The following is a 16,197-nucleotide window of genomic DNA, read 5'->3' as shown; positions in this document are numbered from 1 at the left end:
ACTCGCGTTTAGATAAGTGGGAATTCATGAACGGTAGGCTCAGTTTTTGAGGCTGCAAAAGGTGTTTAGTTCGCGGCAAAAGCCAAGGCTGAACGACTATTACTTATTTATGGATCCCAACAATGAAATTAAAATTATCTGCTTTATCACTTGCACTTATTCCTTGCCTTTCACAGGCGGCTATTTCAATGGACACACAGCAGTCGATCACAGCATCTGAAGATGCGCTGATTGTTGTTTACAAAAAAGATTCAACGAAAGAGCAGCGTATCTCGGCACGAAAATTAGTTGCCGCGAAAATCTCTGACCTTAACAATGACGAAATCGATGATGCCTATCGTTATGTTTTGCAAGGTCGCTTAGCCAAATTCAAATTAGACAAAAAACGCTCGCACAAAGAAGCAATTGCCATGTTGAGCCAGCACCCTGCGGTTGAGTATGCTGAGCCAGATTACAAGGTAAGCGTTATGGGTATACCGGACGACGCGCGATTTGATGAGCTTTGGGGTTTGCACAATACAGGTCAAACAGGCGGTACGGCGGATGCTGACATTGATGCCCCTGAAGCATGGGATATTTCTGTCGGTAGTCGCGATGTGATTGTTGGTGTCATTGACACTGGTGTTGACCACACTCACCCTGACCTTGCTGCCAACATGTGGGTGAACCCAAATGAAATCGCAGGAGATGGCATTGACAATGATGGCAACGGCTATATTGATGATGTGCACGGTATCAACGCTATCACAGGTGTGGGCGACCCTATGGATGACCAAGGCCATGGTACACACGTCTCTGGTACAATCGGTGCTCTGGGCAATGATGGTACAGGCGTAGCTGGTGTAAACCATGAAGTGTCTATTGTTGGTTGTAAGTTCTTAGATGCCTCTGGCAGCGGTACAACGTCAGATGCTATCAAGTGTATCGATTACCTAGTTGGTTTACGTGAAGCCGGCGTGGATATTCGCGTGTCAAACAACAGTTGGGGTGGGGGTGGTTTTAGCCAAGCATTAGCTGATGCGCTTACAGCCTCTGAAGAAGCGGGTATTTTATTTGTTGCAGCAGCGGGTAACAGCGCGGTTGATAACGATTCATCACCACATTATCCATCAAGCTATGAGCATGAGTCAGTATTAGCGGTGGCAAGTACCACTCACACAGATGACATGTCTAGCTTTTCACAATGGGGTTTAACCAGTGTTGACTTAGGTGCACCAGGTTCAGCTATCCTATCGACAGTACCAGGTGGTGGTTACTCATCTTATTCTGGTACATCTATGGCAACACCACACGTTGCAGGTGCCGCAGCGTTGACATTATCAGTCAACCCAACACTTACCACAGCTGAGCTTAAAGCAATCTTGATGGACTCAGGCGATGATAACGCTGCGCTTAATGGTAAGGTGGTATCGGGTAAACGCTTAAATGTAGCAAATGCGCTGGAAGCGGCAGACCCAGAACCTGGCTTTAGATTGTCGGTAACGCCGATGTCGCAAGAGATCGTTGCCGGTGAGAGCGCAAACTACAACTTTGATGTGTTGTCGGTAGCAGATTGGACTGGTGAGATTGCGCTTACGGTAGAGAGTGAGTTACCAGGGGCCGTGCTGTCTTCTGACATTGTTCAACCGGGACAAAGCTTTGCTTTAACCGTACCAACTACAGAAGATACTCAGTGGGGCAGCTACACATTCACGGTTACGGCAACCAGTGGTGAATTGGTAGAAACTAAGTCAGTGTCTGTCTATGTATATCCACAAGGTCTGAGTGAGTTTAATTACAGCAATGATAGCAGCGCAGATATTCCTGATAACGACCCTGCAGGTATTACTTCCGTGATTACCGTTGCTGATGATGTAACTATCTTTGGTTCAAGCACATTCTTAGATATTACACATACTTATATCGGCGATTTGCTGGTTAGCTTAACTTCTCCACAGGGTACAACGGCGATATTACACAATAAAGCGGGTGGCAGTGCCGATGACATTAATCAGTCATTCGAATCTGATGCATTCAACGGTGAAGTGGCAACCGGCGATTGGGTACTACGTGTTGAAGACACCTATGCTCAAGACGTGGGCACATTGAACCAGTGGTCACTCACATTAACTGGTTTAGGTGAAGTTTCACCGGCCGAACCTGTTGCAGGATTTAGTTATGTAGCAGATATGCTTAATGTTACCTTCACTGACAGTAGTACTGACGCAAACAATGACATTGTCAGCTGGGAGTGGGACTTTGGCGATGGCAATACATCAACAGAGCAAAACCCTGTACATGCTTATGGCGCAGCAGGTACGTATGATGTAGCGCTGAGTGTGACTGATGAAGGTGGTCGTACAAATACCAAAGTTCAGTCTGTGACTGTTGCTGATACGGTACTTGAGCTTAAAGTGAAGCGTGCAAACAAAACACGACTTGACTATGCGCGTATCGAACTTTCATACCAAGGTGCCACATCAGAGACGGTAGATGTGTACCGCGATGGTGTTAAAATTGACACAACTGACAACACAGGCACATACCGCGACTTCATCCGTCAAGCGACGCAAGAGCAGTATGTTTATAAGATTTGTGTTGGTGAAAATATCTGTTCAGAAGAAGTAACGGTTACGTTTAATTAATATAATTTCTAGCTAACAAAAAGAAAAAGCGAGACCAGTGGTCTCGCTTTTCATATATTAATTTAAATTAATAACCAATTTTATGCTTTAGAGTCACTTCACATGGTGCCGTGTTGCTGCTAAAGCCAGATTGAATAAATAGGTGGTCACCAGCTTTTAAGTTCATCAAGATTTGCTTGGTGTTGTTATATCTTCTTTTTGCTGTTTGATAATCAAAGTCAGTTGAGTTGTCTCTGTTTACATCGTAGTAAATGTTACAGCCGCCAGCAACACCTTCATTGGTTACCCATTTGAAAGATACTGTGTAGTTTGAAACTGTGTAATCAAACTTTGCAGTGCCTGTGCCATACTCACCAACATACACATCTGTCCATCGTGCTTGTGGTACACCTGGGCGTGGCTGCTCAGTGATGCTTACATTTAAAGCTGATGCATTAGCGAATGATGAAAATGCTAAGGTTGATAAAATAAGTGCAAGACTTGTCTTTTTCATAATTAATTTTCCTTTTAAAAATCCGCGACAAAACTAACGCGTAGATTTTAATTAGTCAACGGGTGTTTTTTAGGTACAACTTTAATTGTTTAGATTAGTTGAATTGTTATTGGCAAGTTCTCTTGCAGTTTGGTCTCTTTGTCGAGAGTTTGTTGTTGTTTTGGGGGGTAATTAAATTTTTATTTATTTTTCAAATAGAAACTTAAAGTGTTCAGAAGTAGTTTAAACATCATTTCCTGATTAAGAGAGTTACTCACAGTGGTAATTAAATGGACGTGGTGCTGAGCCCTCGCAATCTTCTGCGCCTCAGGTATAATTCGAAGCTCATCTATCGGGGCTGTTATGATCTCTAAAAATCAACTAAAACTCTTGCGTGCGCTTGCACAGAAAAAATATCGCAAACAACACGGCTTGTATTTAGTACAAGGTGAAAAAAATGTATTAGAGTTGCTAGGAGCGGATATCCCTGCTGAGCAGCTGTTCGCCAGCGCTGAGTTTATCGCCAAGCACCAGTCACAGCTAAAAGGCATCAATGTGATTGAAGCTGATAGTGACAGCTTAACCAAAGCCAGTACGTTAACCAGCAACAATGCTGCAATTGCGGTAGTCAAGTTTCCAGATGAGCAACCTATTGATAGTTCAGGTATGATTTTAGCTCTCGACGGTGTATCTGATCCTGGCAATCTCGGTACTATCATTCGTGTTGCAGATTGGTATGGCTTTAAACAAATTGTGCTTAGCGAGGAGTGTGCAGATCATCTCAATCCAAAAGTGATCAGTGCCACAATGGGCTCCTTTGTTCGAGTAAGTGTAGTGCGTACTAATATAGTAGAATTTTTAGCGGACTATGATGGCGCAATTTATGGTGCCTATTTGGATGGACAAAGCGTTCACAGCACTCAGTTTGCTACACAAGGTGTGCTGGTGATGGGCAGTGAGTCACACGGTATTAGCGAGCAAGTAGGTCAATATATTAACTCACCCATCACCATTCCAGCGTTTGGTGGCGCAGAGTCTTTGAATGTAGCCATGGCAACGGGCATTATTTTGGATAACATTAAGCGTGGTAGTTAATTTTTATCGTGCACTTTGCTATCTTTCATTTAAGTAGCGGATAAAAATAACAATATGCGGTTAAGCAGTATCAAGCTGGCGGGCTTTAAGTCATTTGTCGAGCCAACCAAGATCCCATTTCCAGACCCTATGACCTGTGTGGTCGGCCCGAACGGCTGCGGCAAATCTAATGTGATTGATGCGGTGCGCTGGGTGCTGGGTGAAAGCTCGGCAAAAAACCTGCGTGGCGATGCGATGACCGATGTTATCTTTAATGGCTCAACCAATCGTAAAGCCATCTCTCAGGCCTCTGTAGAGCTGGTTTTTGACAACGCTGCGGGAAAGCTACCAGGCACATTAGCCGACAGAACCCAAGTTGCGATAAAACGTTTGGTTACCAGAGATGGGCAATCACTGTACTTCTTAAATGGTAGTAAGTGTCGTAAGCGCGATATTACTGATATTTTCCTAGGTACAGGGCTGGGTCCACGCAGTTATGCCATTATTGAGCAAGGCATGATCTCTCGTCTAATTGAAAGTAAACCCCAAGAGCTCAGAGTTTTTCTCGAAGAAGCCGCGGGTGTGTCAAAATACAAGGAGCGACGCAGAGAAACGCAAACTCGCATCAAAAGTACGCGAGAAAACCTAGAGCGTTTGTTGGACATGCGACAGGAGCTGCAAGCACAGCTGGACAAGTTAGCACTACAAGCTGAGGATGCGAAAGCGTATCGTAGCCTAAAGGCACAAGAGCGCACGCTAAAAGGGGAGCTTGCGGTACTGAAGTGGCAAGCCCTGCATCAAAAACAGCAACAAAAGTCAGAACAAATCGCCAAGCTCACGCAAGAGCTAGACTTTTTTAACAATGCGCATGGTGGTCATGATGATGTGCTGGCGAGTCTCGAAGGACAGGTGGCGCAAATAAATGATGGCGTCGGTGTGCAACAACAAAGCATCCATGTAACGCATACCGAATTAACTCGTAGCGAGCAGCAAAAAATTCATTTGTTAGATAAGTTACGTGCACTGCAAGAAGCACTAGACAAACAACAACAAGCATATCACGAAGCTGAACATTTACTTGCTCAGCAAAAGCAGCGGGTGGAAGAGTACTACGATGCATTGCAACAAAGTACCGAAGAGGTGCTTGTTTATGAAGCGCAGTACCAAGAATGTGAGCAAAGCTACCAATCCTTATTAGAGCGCTTTGCTGAGCTTGAGGCGCGTCAACACGCGTTACAAACCGAACAATCACAGGCTCAGCAGCAGCACCATCAAGCACAGCAAAATTTATCTCAAGCACAGCAGTCGCTGAACCATGAAAAAGAGAAATATCAGGTCAGTTTAGAACAACTTAAGTTACTGGAATTACAAAACCCTGATGCAGAGTTGGCACAGCAGCGCCAGTCTTATAGCAGTAAAGCGCAGAGCATGGCTCGCCTGCAGTCTCAAGCAAAAGAGTTTTTAGAGCGTGCAGCTCAATTGCAAGCGCAACAGCAACAGCAACAGCTGCGTTTTCAAAGTTGCCAATCCGACTACGCAAACTGTATTGCTAACATAAACGCGCTCACCCAAGTGTTGTCTGAACACAGCACCAGTGATGAAGAAAGCTACTTAAACACTTTACGCGTGAAACCAGGTTATGAAAGTGTGGTAGAGCGCGCTTTGCTGGGGCTGACAGAGCTAAAACAAGCTATAGGTGAAAGTAATAACGCGGTTTGGCCTAGTGAAGCACAGCCGCGAGACGGCAGCGTTGCAACTATGGTGGAGTCGGGCTGCTACCCCGATTTACTGAATCATATTCAACTGCTTGAAACTAACCAGTCATATCAGAGTGATGGAGACTGGTTGATGGCTGTAGATAGGCAAGGCACATTATACGGCAAGAATTGGCGAGCGGGCATACCAGACTCTCAGCAGGGCAGCGGCGTATTACTACAACGTGCCAAGTTGAGGGAGCTGGAACAACAGCGACCGGAACTTGAACAGCAACAGCAGCAAGTACAAAGTGAACTGGCAGAGATAACTGAGGCGCTCAGACAAAGTGAGCATCGCCAGCTGCAAAACAAAGATCAGATCCATCAACTGGCTCAGGACATGGCCAGCGCACAAACTCGAATTGATATGCTCAAGGAGCAGGTTGTGCAATGGCAGGAGCAATGCCAAGTGTTACGCGAGCAACAGCAACAAACGATAGAGAGACAACACCTCCAAGAACAAAAAGAACAACAATGTCAGCAAGCGTTAATACAATGTGATGAACACTTGGCGCAGCTTGAACAGGAGAGTTCGCGCTTTTCACAGCAATTTGCTGACGCCAAACATGCTCAGCAGCAAGCAGCAACCGCCAAACAAAAGGCGCAACAGCATCTACACGATGCAAAGTTGGTTCAGCAACAGACCAATAGCGACTGGCAGCTAAGCCAATCAAAGGCAGAACATCTTCAACACAGTTTAGAGCAAGGCCAAGAACGCTTGCAGGAGTTGTTAGAAGAGCAAATGATGTTGCAAGAACCATTGGCTGAAGCGGATGAAAAGATAGCGCAATTGTTGGCAACTCAACAAGCGCAGCAACAAGTACTTGGGCAATTGCAACAACAGCTTGCACAGGCAAAGCACGAGCTACATGAAAAACAAGCTAGCTTGAAAAGTGCGCAGTCTGAAGTACAAGGGCTAAATGAGAAGTTACAACAGCTTAAGTTAGATGAACAAGGTTTAATGATCAAAGCACAGGCCGCGTTGGAGCCTTTGCAAGAGTTACAGCAAAACTTAAAAAGCGTGTTAGAGCAGTTATCTGATGACGCTCAGCAGGGAACACATCAAGCAAAGCTGAACAAGGTCAGTCAAAATTTGTCTGAGCTGGGGGCGGTAAACCTTGCTGCGATTGATGAGTTTGAACAGGCAAAAAACAGAAAAGAGTACTTAGATACCCAATTAGATGACTTAACTGCGGCGTTAGATACTTTGGAAGGGGCGATAAAGAAAATTGACAGAGAAACAAAAACGCGTTTTAAATCAACCTTTGATCAAGTAAATGAAGACTTAGCTGAGCTGTTTCCAAAAGTGTTTGGCGGCGGTAGTGCATATCTGGAATTGACCAGTGACGATCTACTTGAAAGCGGCGTTTCTATCATGGCAAGGCCGCCTGGAAAGAAAAACTCGACAATTCATCTGTTAAGTGGTGGAGAAAAAGCGCTGACCGCATTATCATTGGTGTTTTCTATATTTAGACTTAATCCAGCACCATTTTGTATGCTCGATGAAGTTGACGCGCCACTTGATGATGCCAACGTAGGACGGTTTTGCCGTCTGGTTGAAGAAATGTCGCAAACGGTGCAATTTATATATATCAGCCATAACAAGATAGCCATGGAAATGGCTGGACGGTTGACAGGGGTAACCATGGCAGAACCTGGTGTTTCGCGTATGGTTGCTGTAGATATTGAACAAGCGGTGCAGATGGCACAAGCGTAATAATAAAAAAGGTGAGTGATGGCCACAGAGTTAAGATGGGCGTTAATTGTGATCAGCGCATTGGTAATTGGTGGACTGTTGATCCATGGGCTTTGGTCGGTACGTAAAAAGGGCGGCGAAGAATCTACACAAGCAAACAACAAAGCAGAGCCTACCGATGAGCCAAGCACAACCAAAGCGACGTTTGATGATGAACCTGAATTAGGTGAGTTAAGCTTTGCCGCCACGGACGACGAGCCGCAACATCAAGAAGATAACGTGGCGCATGTGGCTGAGGACGAAGCAGAGGCCGTTCAACAAGACGAAGCAGATGATGATCAGGCACAGCCTGCACAAGAGCCTCAAGACTTTATTATTTTGCATATCGAGATGCCAGAGGGACTAAGTATGGCAGGCTCCCGTCTACTACCTTCGGTGTTAAGCTTGGGCTTTAAATACTCGGAAGAGGGCTTTTTTAACCGCCATGTGGAGCCTTCGGGCAATGGACCTGTATTGTTTAGATTGGTAAATATGTTTAACCCAGGCACGTTCGATATAGATAATATGGAACAGTTCAGCACCGCTGGGGTGAGCCTGTTTATGACATTGCCTTGTGATGGTGATGGCTTAGCTGCTTTTAATATGTTACATGGTGCAGCCAAGAAGCTAGCCGATGAATTTGGCGCAACTGTATTAGATAGCAACCGCGAGCCGCTGAGTGTGAACACTGTGCGCGCATATGTTGAAAGGGTACGTGAGTTTTCATAACCTAGATTATTTATAAGTAATTATTTTTTAAGCCACGAAGCCTCAAAGTGTGTTCGTGGCTTTTGTGTTTTAGAGGTGCCAATGTCAGAGCCAATTAATAATCAAATCCTCAGCCTAAGGGCGCAGTTAGAAGAGCATAACTATCAATATTATGTGATGGATAATCCAACGGTACCGGATGCGGAATATGATCGCCTAATGCGAGAGCTTATTGCGCTTGAAACGGCACATCCAGAGCTTTTAACCGCAGACTCTCCTTCACAAAAAGTGGGCGGTGAAGCATTGGGTAAGTTTGAGCAAGTCCAACACCAAGTGCCCATGCTGTCTTTAGACAACGCCTTCGATGAGGCTGAGTTCACAGCATTCAATCGACGTATCAAAGAGCGTTTGTTAAGTACTCAAGAGTTAGCGTTTTGCTGCGAACCTAAGCTGGATGGTTTGGCGGTATCGATTTTATATCGTGATGGGGTATTGGTTCAGGCTGCCACGCGTGGTGATGGTCAAGTTGGTGAAAACATTACCGAGAACGTTAAAACCATCCGCAATATTCCACTGCGACTGCGCGGTGATGATATTCCTCAAGAGCTTGAGGTGCGTGGTGAAGTATTTATGGATAGCGCAGGGTTTGCACGACTAAATGAAACCGCCTTAGCAAAAGGCGAAAAAACCTTTGCCAACCCGCGTAATGCAGCGGCGGGGAGCTTGCGACAGCTTGACTCAAAAATTACCGCTAAACGTCCTTTGATGTTTTACGCGTACTCGCTTGGTGTTGTGCAAGGCGCGCAACTGCCCAATGAGCATTTTGCACAGTTGAAAAAGCTCACCGAGTGGGGCTTTCCGATGTGCCCAGAGACACGCCTTGTTGAGGGCACAGAGCAAGTTATTGAGTATTATCAAGATATTTTGGCTCGTCGTGGTGAGCTGGCATATGAAATTGATGGTGTGGTGATCAAGGTCAATGACAAGGCCTATCAGCAGCAACTCGGCTTTGTAGCACGCGCGCCACGTTGGGCTATCGCGTTTAAATTTCCTGCTCAGGAAGAGATCACGCAATTATTAGATGTTGAGTTTCAGGTTGGTAGAACTGGTGCCATCACGCCTGTTGCGAGGCTAGAGCCTGTGTTTGTCGGTGGCGTGACGGTATCAAACGCGACATTACATAATCGCGATGAAATTGACCGCCTAGGCGTAAAAATAGGTGATACCGTGATTGTGCGCCGTGCAGGAGATGTGATCCCTCAGGTGACACAGGTGGTCTTAGATCGCCGCCCTGACAATGTCCGTGAAATTGAGTTTCCTGAGCATTGCCCTGTGTGTAATTCACATGTGGAGCGCGTTGAGGGAGAAGCGGTGACGCGTTGTACGGGAGGCTTGGTGTGCCAAGCACAGCGCAAACAGGCCATTAAGCACTTTGCCTCTCGTAAGGCATTGGATGTTGATGGTCTTGGCGACAAAATTGTCGAACAGCTGGTGGATAGAGAGCTGGTGCATACGCCAGCGGATTTATTCGTGTTAAAGCAAGGGCACTTTGAATCCCTTGAGCGTATGGGTCCAAAGTCTGCGAAAAACCTTGTAGAGGCCTTAGAAGCTTCGAAAACCACAACTCTAGCGAAATTTCTCTATGCGCTGGGTATTCGCGAAGTTGGGGAAGCCACCGCGCAAAACTTGGCAAATCATTTTTTAACCCTCGATAAGGTGATGAGTGCATCGATAGATGCCTTGCAGGAGGTGAGTGATGTAGGGGTCATCGTGGCACAGCATCTTCACGCGTTTTTCAATGAACCTCATAACCAAGAGGTGGTCAGTGCACTATTAGCCGTGGGCTTAAATTGGCCCGACATAGAGCAAAAATCTGAGCAACAACAGCCATTGGCAGGGCTAACCTATGTATTGACGGGCACACTGAGCCAGTTAAATAGAAACGATGCGAAGGCGCGACTTCAAGCGTTGGGCGCGAAAGTCTCTGGGAGTGTGTCTAAAAACACTCATGCGCTGGTGGCCGGTGAAAAGGCGGGCTCTAAGCTTACCAAGGCACAAGAGCTGGGTATTGATGTGCTGGATGAAGATGCACTGATAGCTTTGTTTGCGCAGTATGAGTGACGGGCTTTAGACGAGTTAAACGCGCCTTCGTGCGCGTTTTTATAGCTTCTTAGCCAAGAAGTAGCTGGTATGTCCGGGCGGTGTGTCTTCAAGTACCCCATACTCTTGGTAGCCAAGTTTTTCGTAAAAGGGTTTGGCCTGAAAGTCTAATGTTTCAGTGCGAATTTGATGTAGGCCTTTGCTGCGGGCAAACTCCTCCAAATGTTGCATGAGCGTCGAGCCAATTCCAAGCCCTCTCGTGTGTTCTGAAAGCCACAATAGCTCCAATAGGCAATAACTCCAGATGACGCTTGCTTGCAGTCCACCTATGATGTCACCTTGTACATTTTGTACGGTAATAACAAATCGGAATCCTAAGTCAAAATCACCATCACATTTCATATGTTGCGCATTAAACGTGGCAATACCCTTGTTAATTGCATCGAGTTGTTGCGCCGTAGGCGAGGTCGATAATTCTATTTTCAAAAAAGTGCTCCACAGTAATAGGGCCGAGGCTTGATAGCATTGTGCGATTATCAAACATAGCTACAAAAACTATGAATAACATCATAAAGCGTCAATAGATTATTCATTTGCACAGACGTTTGCACTTAGCGAGCTTTCGCAACACTCAGCAACAAGTGGTAAAGTGGCTGCATGATGGTCTTGAATAATGTTAAAACGGCCTCCATTTCGGTTACATCAAAAAATAAATGTATTTAAATTAAGTACGAGTCGGCGGTGGGAGAGAATGAATGAAGCAGTATGGCCCAGAATACTGGGATAAGTATGGAGTATATCGTACGCCGATAGGATTTAATTTAACGCTCGTGGTGCTGTTGCGGGCCTACTTACTATGGATTTTCTCAGCCCTTGCTCGTCGTCCTGATTTAGATTTAATGTCTTTGTTTTTTCAATCAAAAACACACTTTTTTGTGTCGTTAGGTATCGGTGCGATAGCATTAGTACCGACGGTGCTCTTTTCGTTGCGCCGGCCTAGCAGCTCCCAAAAACTTGCCAAATATTGGCGCTACATGCGCTGGCCACTTGTGTTTACTGCGATTGCAGATTTAAGCTGGTTGGTGATGCAAGCATCGCAAAGCCACTATCAATTTTCTATGTATATTGCGGTGCAGATGGTGATGTTGCTTTGGGTCATTCTATACTTACTCAAAAGCAAATACTTAGGCTGCTTTTTTAACGATTGGCCGGAACCAGAGCAGCAGGATAAGAAAAAATAAGGAGCGGTTATGCTTAAATGGCGCGATATTTTAAACTTTGCCAATCATGGCAACCCACAACCCAGTCACAAAATTGAGAAAACCCCGCAGCAGTGGCAAAGTGAACTCAGTGATGAGGTTTACCAAATTACGCGTAACAAAGGAACTGAACGGCCATTTAGTGGTGGCAGTTGTAGTGTGTTTGAGCCGGGTAAGTATGCGTGTACGTGTTGTGGCAATGTATTGTTTGATGGCGATGAAAAGTTTGAAAGTGGCTCTGGCTGGCCCTCATTCACCCAGCCTGCCCAAACTAATGCCATTGCTTACATCAGCGATAGTTCGCATGGTATGCAGCGTATTGAAATAGTATGTAATGTTTGCGATGCACATCTGGGGCATGTTTTTCCTGACGGGCCACCGCCAAGTGGGCTGCGCTATTGTGTAAATGCATTGTCTATGAAAAAGCTTTAATCGAGTGACAGACCAAGCTCTTGCATGTGTGAGAGTATTTTTGCAAAGCGAGTATGTTGCTCAGCATCAAGCGACATTGTGCTTAAGGTGTTGTAGCATTTTTTTGCTAAAGCTGAATTAAAAGTTTGTCCGCTTTTGCCTGTGTGATCCAACATACACTGTAGTAGGTTTAAGGCAATACTGGGGTTTTTGGGCATGATCCTAAATGCCTGCGCAAAAGCCTCCATAGCCACTTCCAGTTGACCTTTTTTAAACTGGGTAACGGCATGGTTATTTAGCTCTTTAGGACCCATAGTAATATCGCGACGTTCATCTTGCTGTTGTTGTATGTAGCGCATTGTAATGGGGTCGCTGACCTGCTTGTGACGCTTACAGTGTGCGATGATCTGTGTAAACAAATCTTGTGCCTTGGAGTGAAAACCAAGCTCATGTAAAGCTTTGGCCTTATCAAGCGCCGCATCGACTGAACGAATAGAGGGTTCATCATCTAGTTGTTCAATGAGCTGGCGTGCCTTTTTGCTCTCGTCTTTGAGGTAATGAATACGGGCATGGAGCACATCTATCTGCTCTTGGTTAGTGGCATCTGGAAATTGCTTTTTTAAATCGCCAAGATATTGCTGGGTTTGCCTAGTGATGCGGTTGATCAACTCGGCTTGATCGGTGGTTAACGCAAAGTCGATACCCGCTCTTGCTGCGTTTAAATATACTTCGGGCCCGTCATGAATAGAGTTTTTAGCAAAATGGGCTATGTCCTTCATGGCGTTATAATTACATTCATAGTCGTGATTAAGCGACGCCACACGTCCTAGTGACTTTTGCCTGTCAATGTTACGCGGCGCAATAATTGAGGCCTCTTTAAGCCGTTGCTGTGCTTGTTCAAGCAGGTTGAGCTTAATCTCCAGTCTACCTAGTAGGTCGAGCGCGACCAAGCGTGTCTCAGGTTGCTCCAACATGCTTGCCAGCATACGCTGTGCAATCGCATCTTCATTATTTATGATAAGCGCTTCAATTAGCCCAACTTTTGCCCAGGTAAACTTTTGTAATTCCAGAGCTGATTTATAAAAGTGCTTTGCATCGTCAATGCGCCGAAGACGTAATAATATTTCACCTTTGAGCTTTAACAGAATCGGGCTGTAAGCGTGATCTTGCTTATCAAGGTCATTATCAATGAGCTTGAGTGCTTTGGAATCATTACCGTCATCGATCAAAGCATAGATGTTTTTGAGTGCATGCTTACGTCTAAGCACTCTGTCAATTCTGGTTTTCAGTTCTTTGATTGAGAAAGGTTTTACTAAAAATTCGTCAGGGTTTAGTTCTAAAATACTGTGCACTACAGCAGGACTGGTTTCAGCAGACACAAAGATAAACGCAGTGGTTTTTTTTATAAGCTTCTTATGCTTAAGTTCTTCATAAAGTTGGTAGCCATCTTGCCCATGGGTGAGATCAAATGAGCAAATGATAAGTTCAAAGTTATGCGTTTTGCATAGGTCTTTGGCAACGGAGCTATTCTCTGCAAACTGCATATCTCTAAAGCTTAATTGTTCTAAAGAGCGCTTCATATAACTCAATGCGAGTGGCTGCTCTTCAACAATCAAAATTTTGGAATTAACAAAGGGCTGTATACTCACTTACCAAAGCAACTTCTGATGAAAGACCTGTTCCAAGTCTAGACGCTTATCTATGGATTTAAAATATTTAGAGGGATTTGATAAAACCAAACCATCCTAATGTATTAGTTTTTGTGTGTTGTAAGCTTTATTTAGAATTCTGCAATGGAAGATAAGCGCATACTATTGGGTTCGAAAACTATAAGGCCAGTCATAAAATATTAAGAGATGACTTTTGAAAGCGAGTGTTGATTAAATGGTGGGTCGTACTTGAGCAGAATCTGTGGCTTTCGCCTTTTTGTTAAAAGGGCGGCGATGCGCTTTATGGTGATATTCAATAAGGAGTTATACGAAGGTGCTTTTTGATTAAATGGTGGGTCGTACTGGAGGTGAACCTGTGACTTTCGCCTTTTGTTAAAAGGGGCGGCGATGCGCTTTATGGTGATATTCAATAAGGAGTTATACGAAGGTACTTTTTGATTAAATGGTGGGTCGTACTGGAGGTGAACCTGTGACTTTCGCCTTTTGTCAAAAGGGGCGGCGATGCGCTTTATGGTGATATTCAATGCTTTATGTTGATATTCAATGCTTTATGTTGATATTCAATAAGGAGTTATAAGAAGGTGCTTTTTGATTAAATGGTGGGTCGTACTGGACTTGAACCAGTGACCCTCGCCTTGTAAGGGCGATGCTCTCCCAACTGAGCTAACGACCCCAAATAATCAGTTCTTTGCGTACACCAAATGAATGGTGGGTCGTACTGGACTTGAACCAGTGACCCTCGCCTTGTAAGGGCGATGCTCTCCCAACTGAGCTAACGACCCGCAAAGAGTATCTAAATGGTGGGTCGTACTGGACTTGAACCAGTGACCCTCGCCTTGTAAGGGCGATGCTCTCCCAACTGAGCTAACGACCCATTTAGATTTTATACTTTCTGTAGAAAGTGGTGGGCGATCTGGATTTAACCAGTTATCTTCGCCTTTCGTTATGAAGGGCGGCGATGCTCTCCCAAATTTACCACCTTTAGAAGATGGTGGGTGATACTGGACTTGAACCAGTGACCCTCGCCTTGTAAGGGCGATGCTCTCCCAACTGAGCTAATCACCCTAATCGGTTTGTTCTATAATGGTGGGTTTTACTGGATTTAACCAGATATCCTCGCCTTTCGTTAAAAGGGCGGTGATGCTCTCCCAAATTCACCATTCTAAAATCCTGGGTTTTACTGGATTTAACCAGATATCCTCGCCTTTCGTTAAAAGGGCGGTGATGCTCTCCCAAATTCACCATTTTAAAATGGTGGGTCGTACTGGACTTGAACCAGTGACCCTCGCCTTGTAAGGGCGATGCTCTCCCAACTGAGCTAACGACCCGATATAGAACCTTAGATAATACACACCACCTTTGAAAGTGGTGGGTCGTACTGGACTTGAACCAGTGACCCTCGCCTTGTAAGGGCGATGCTCTCCCAACTGAGCTAACGACCCATATCTAAGTTACAACGACAATTGCTGCGTCGTTGTGGGGCGCTATTATAGGGAGACTTGAAATAGTGTCAATACTTGAAGTTACAATTTTAGTTTATGTGCGGTTTTTATCGCCAGTTCGTAATTGCTCTTCATTATTACATAAGCAAATTCGTCGCGAAAAATAAGTGGTTCTACATAAGCGTATTACCCTATTCATCAATGAAGTGGGCTTACGTTATTAACGTGAGTAGAAGAAACACTCTGAATTGTAGATTGAAATTGTTCGGTTAGGGGCACATTCATTTATGGCACACTAAACCTAATGCTTTATAAAGAGCAGGGCGGTAGCGATTAAAAAGTGCAAGAGCCACTATCAGGTTTTTAAAATATTTCGCGACAAGATACGACTAAGTGGAATAAAATTAATCAGCAGGTGAGCAGGCCTCGAGCGAAGTTACATTTATAGCTCTTTCCTACAGCCGTTTTTTTGAGCGAAAACAAGGCTTTTTATTGTTTTTTAATGGCTTGATGGTTATATTGTCATCGAATTGGTGTTTTTTAAAACGTTTGATAAAAAGTTCGTGAAAAACTGTTGACTTTGTTTGTGGCCCTGCATAGAATGCGCCCCGCACTCAGCGATACAGACGAGCAATTAACTTTGCAAAGTCCGTTAGAAATGGGGCTATAGCTCAGCTGGGAGAGCGCTTCGCTGGCAGCGAAGAGGTCTGCGGTTCGATCCCGCATAGCTCCACCATTTTACAGTGCAATGTCCTAGAGCACATATTTGTGTCCCCTTCGTCTAGAGGCCTAGGACACCGCCCTTTCACGGCGGTAACAGGGGTTCGAATCCCCTAGGGGACGCCACTTAATTTAAGTGATGTTTTCTAAGTATTCTCGAGTAATACTTAGATGTATAAAGCTCATATGGTGAGAGCTAAAATAGCCAGTCCTAGTGACACAGAAATA

At 44.9% G+C, this 16,197-nt stretch carries 10 protein-coding genes and 8 tRNA genes; 9 read left to right on the top strand and 9 right to left on the bottom strand.

The window, feature by feature from the left end; genetic code table 11:
* Positions 1-122: 122 nt before the first annotated feature.
* On the top strand, positions 123-2,624 hold the full coding sequence (locus L1070_RS16055) for a S8 family serine peptidase (RefSeq protein ID WP_237126317.1): 2,502 nt from the start codon (positions 123-125) through the stop codon (positions 2,622-2,624).
* A 67-nt stretch (positions 2,625-2,691) separates the two neighbouring features.
* Here the strand turns inward: L1070_RS16055 and L1070_RS16050 are convergent, their stop codons facing one another.
* Positions 2,692-3,117 (bottom strand): hypothetical protein, encoded by a 426-nt coding sequence (locus L1070_RS16050; protein WP_237126316.1) that lies wholly within the window; start codon positions 3,115-3,117, stop codon positions 2,692-2,694.
* A 342-nt stretch (positions 3,118-3,459) separates the two neighbouring features.
* Here L1070_RS16050 and L1070_RS16045 point away from each other — a divergent pair, with 342 nt between their 5' ends.
* The 4 genes from L1070_RS16045 (at position 3,460) to ligA (ending at position 10,488) form a co-directional block, all read left to right on the top strand.
* Positions 3,460-4,191, top strand: coding sequence for an RNA methyltransferase (locus tag L1070_RS16045; RefSeq protein WP_237126315.1), 732 nt, complete (start codon positions 3,460-3,462; stop codon positions 4,189-4,191).
* 54 nt (positions 4,192-4,245) lie between these two features.
* Positions 4,246-7,641 carry an AAA family ATPase gene (locus L1070_RS16040; RefSeq protein WP_237126314.1) on the top strand — a complete coding sequence of 1,132 codons (3,396 nt, stop codon included), beginning with the start codon at positions 4,246-4,248 and terminating at the stop codon, positions 7,639-7,641.
* 18 nt (positions 7,642-7,659) lie between these two features.
* Positions 7,660-8,388 carry a cell division protein ZipA gene (gene zipA, locus L1070_RS16035; protein ID WP_237126313.1) on the top strand — a complete coding sequence of 243 codons (729 nt, stop codon included), beginning with the start codon at positions 7,660-7,662 and terminating at the stop codon, positions 8,386-8,388.
* A gap of 81 nt (positions 8,389-8,469) precedes the next feature.
* Complete coding sequence (ligA, locus tag L1070_RS16030; RefSeq protein WP_237126312.1) at positions 8,470-10,488, top strand: NAD-dependent DNA ligase LigA; 2,019 nt, start codon at positions 8,470-8,472, stop codon at positions 10,486-10,488.
* A 39-nt stretch (positions 10,489-10,527) separates the two neighbouring features.
* On the opposite strand, the gene L1070_RS16025 is transcribed toward ligA, so the two are convergent.
* Positions 10,528-10,953, bottom strand: a complete 426-nt coding sequence (locus tag L1070_RS16025; protein WP_237126311.1) for a GNAT family N-acetyltransferase — start codon at positions 10,951-10,953, stop codon at positions 10,528-10,530.
* Between the two features lie 269 nt (positions 10,954-11,222).
* Here L1070_RS16025 and L1070_RS16020 point away from each other — a divergent pair, with 269 nt between their 5' ends.
* On the top strand, positions 11,223-11,708 hold the full coding sequence (locus tag L1070_RS16020; protein ID WP_237126310.1) for a DUF2919 domain-containing protein: 486 nt from the start codon (positions 11,223-11,225) through the stop codon (positions 11,706-11,708).
* Positions 11,709-11,717: 9 nt separating this feature from the next.
* Positions 11,718-12,158 (top strand): peptide-methionine (R)-S-oxide reductase MsrB, encoded by a 441-nt coding sequence (gene msrB, locus L1070_RS16015; RefSeq protein ID WP_237126309.1) that lies wholly within the window; start codon positions 11,718-11,720, stop codon positions 12,156-12,158.
* Here the strand turns inward: msrB and L1070_RS16010 are convergent.
* The 7 genes from L1070_RS16010 to L1070_RS15980 form a co-directional block, all read right to left on the bottom strand.
* Positions 12,155-13,786 (bottom strand): response regulator, encoded by a 1,632-nt coding sequence (locus L1070_RS16010; RefSeq protein ID WP_343221763.1) that lies wholly within the window; start codon positions 13,784-13,786, stop codon positions 12,155-12,157. The two genes, msrB and L1070_RS16010, sit on opposite strands and share 4 nt — an antisense overlap.
* Positions 13,787-14,404: 618 nt before the next feature.
* A tRNA-Val gene (locus L1070_RS16005) sits at positions 14,405-14,480 on the bottom strand.
* 33 nt (positions 14,481-14,513) lie between these two features.
* A tRNA-Val gene (locus tag L1070_RS16000) sits at positions 14,514-14,589 on the bottom strand.
* A 16-nt stretch (positions 14,590-14,605) separates the two neighbouring features.
* Positions 14,606-14,681: transfer RNA gene (locus tag L1070_RS15995), tRNA-Val, on the bottom strand.
* 115 nt (positions 14,682-14,796) lie between these two features.
* Positions 14,797-14,872 (bottom strand) — tRNA-Val (locus L1070_RS15990).
* Between the two features lie 187 nt (positions 14,873-15,059).
* Positions 15,060-15,135, bottom strand: a tRNA-Val gene (locus L1070_RS15985).
* A gap of 38 nt (positions 15,136-15,173) precedes the next feature.
* Positions 15,174-15,249 (bottom strand) — tRNA-Val (locus L1070_RS15980).
* A 660-nt stretch (positions 15,250-15,909) separates the two neighbouring features.
* Between L1070_RS15980 and L1070_RS15975 the strand changes: the two genes are divergently transcribed.
* Positions 15,910-15,985: transfer RNA gene (locus tag L1070_RS15975), tRNA-Ala, on the top strand.
* Between the two features lie 34 nt (positions 15,986-16,019).
* A tRNA-Glu gene (locus L1070_RS15970) sits at positions 16,020-16,095 on the top strand.
* Positions 16,096-16,197 lie beyond the last annotated feature (102 nt).

The organism is Pseudoalteromonas sp. MMG022, from assembly GCF_021654245.1.
Classification (GTDB): Bacteria; Pseudomonadota; Gammaproteobacteria; order Enterobacterales; family Alteromonadaceae; genus Pseudoalteromonas; species Pseudoalteromonas amylolytica.
The sequence above is the reverse complement of the archived record's forward strand: the minus strand, read 5'-3'. Positions and strand labels throughout refer to the sequence as shown.

Coding starts and splice junctions, on each gene's coding strand:
- L1070_RS16040 (WP_237126314.1), top strand. CDS start 4,246: ATGCGGTTAAGCAGTATCAAGCTGGCGGGCTTTAAGTCATTTGTCGAG.
- L1070_RS16020 (WP_237126310.1), top strand. CDS start 11,223: ATGAAGCAGTATGGCCCAGAATACTGGGATAAGTATGGAGTATATCGT.
- msrB (WP_237126309.1), top strand. CDS start 11,718: ATGCTTAAATGGCGCGATATTTTAAACTTTGCCAATCATGGCAACCCA.
- ligA (WP_237126312.1), top strand. CDS start 8,470: ATGTCAGAGCCAATTAATAATCAAATCCTCAGCCTAAGGGCGCAGTTA.
- L1070_RS16045 (WP_237126315.1), top strand. CDS start 3,460: ATGATCTCTAAAAATCAACTAAAACTCTTGCGTGCGCTTGCACAGAAA.
- zipA (WP_237126313.1), top strand. CDS start 7,660: ATGGCCACAGAGTTAAGATGGGCGTTAATTGTGATCAGCGCATTGGTA.
- L1070_RS16050 (WP_237126316.1), bottom strand. CDS start 3,117: ATGAAAAAGACAAGTCTTGCACTTATTTTATCAACCTTAGCATTTTCA.
- L1070_RS16055 (WP_237126317.1), top strand. CDS start 123: ATGAAATTAAAATTATCTGCTTTATCACTTGCACTTATTCCTTGCCTT.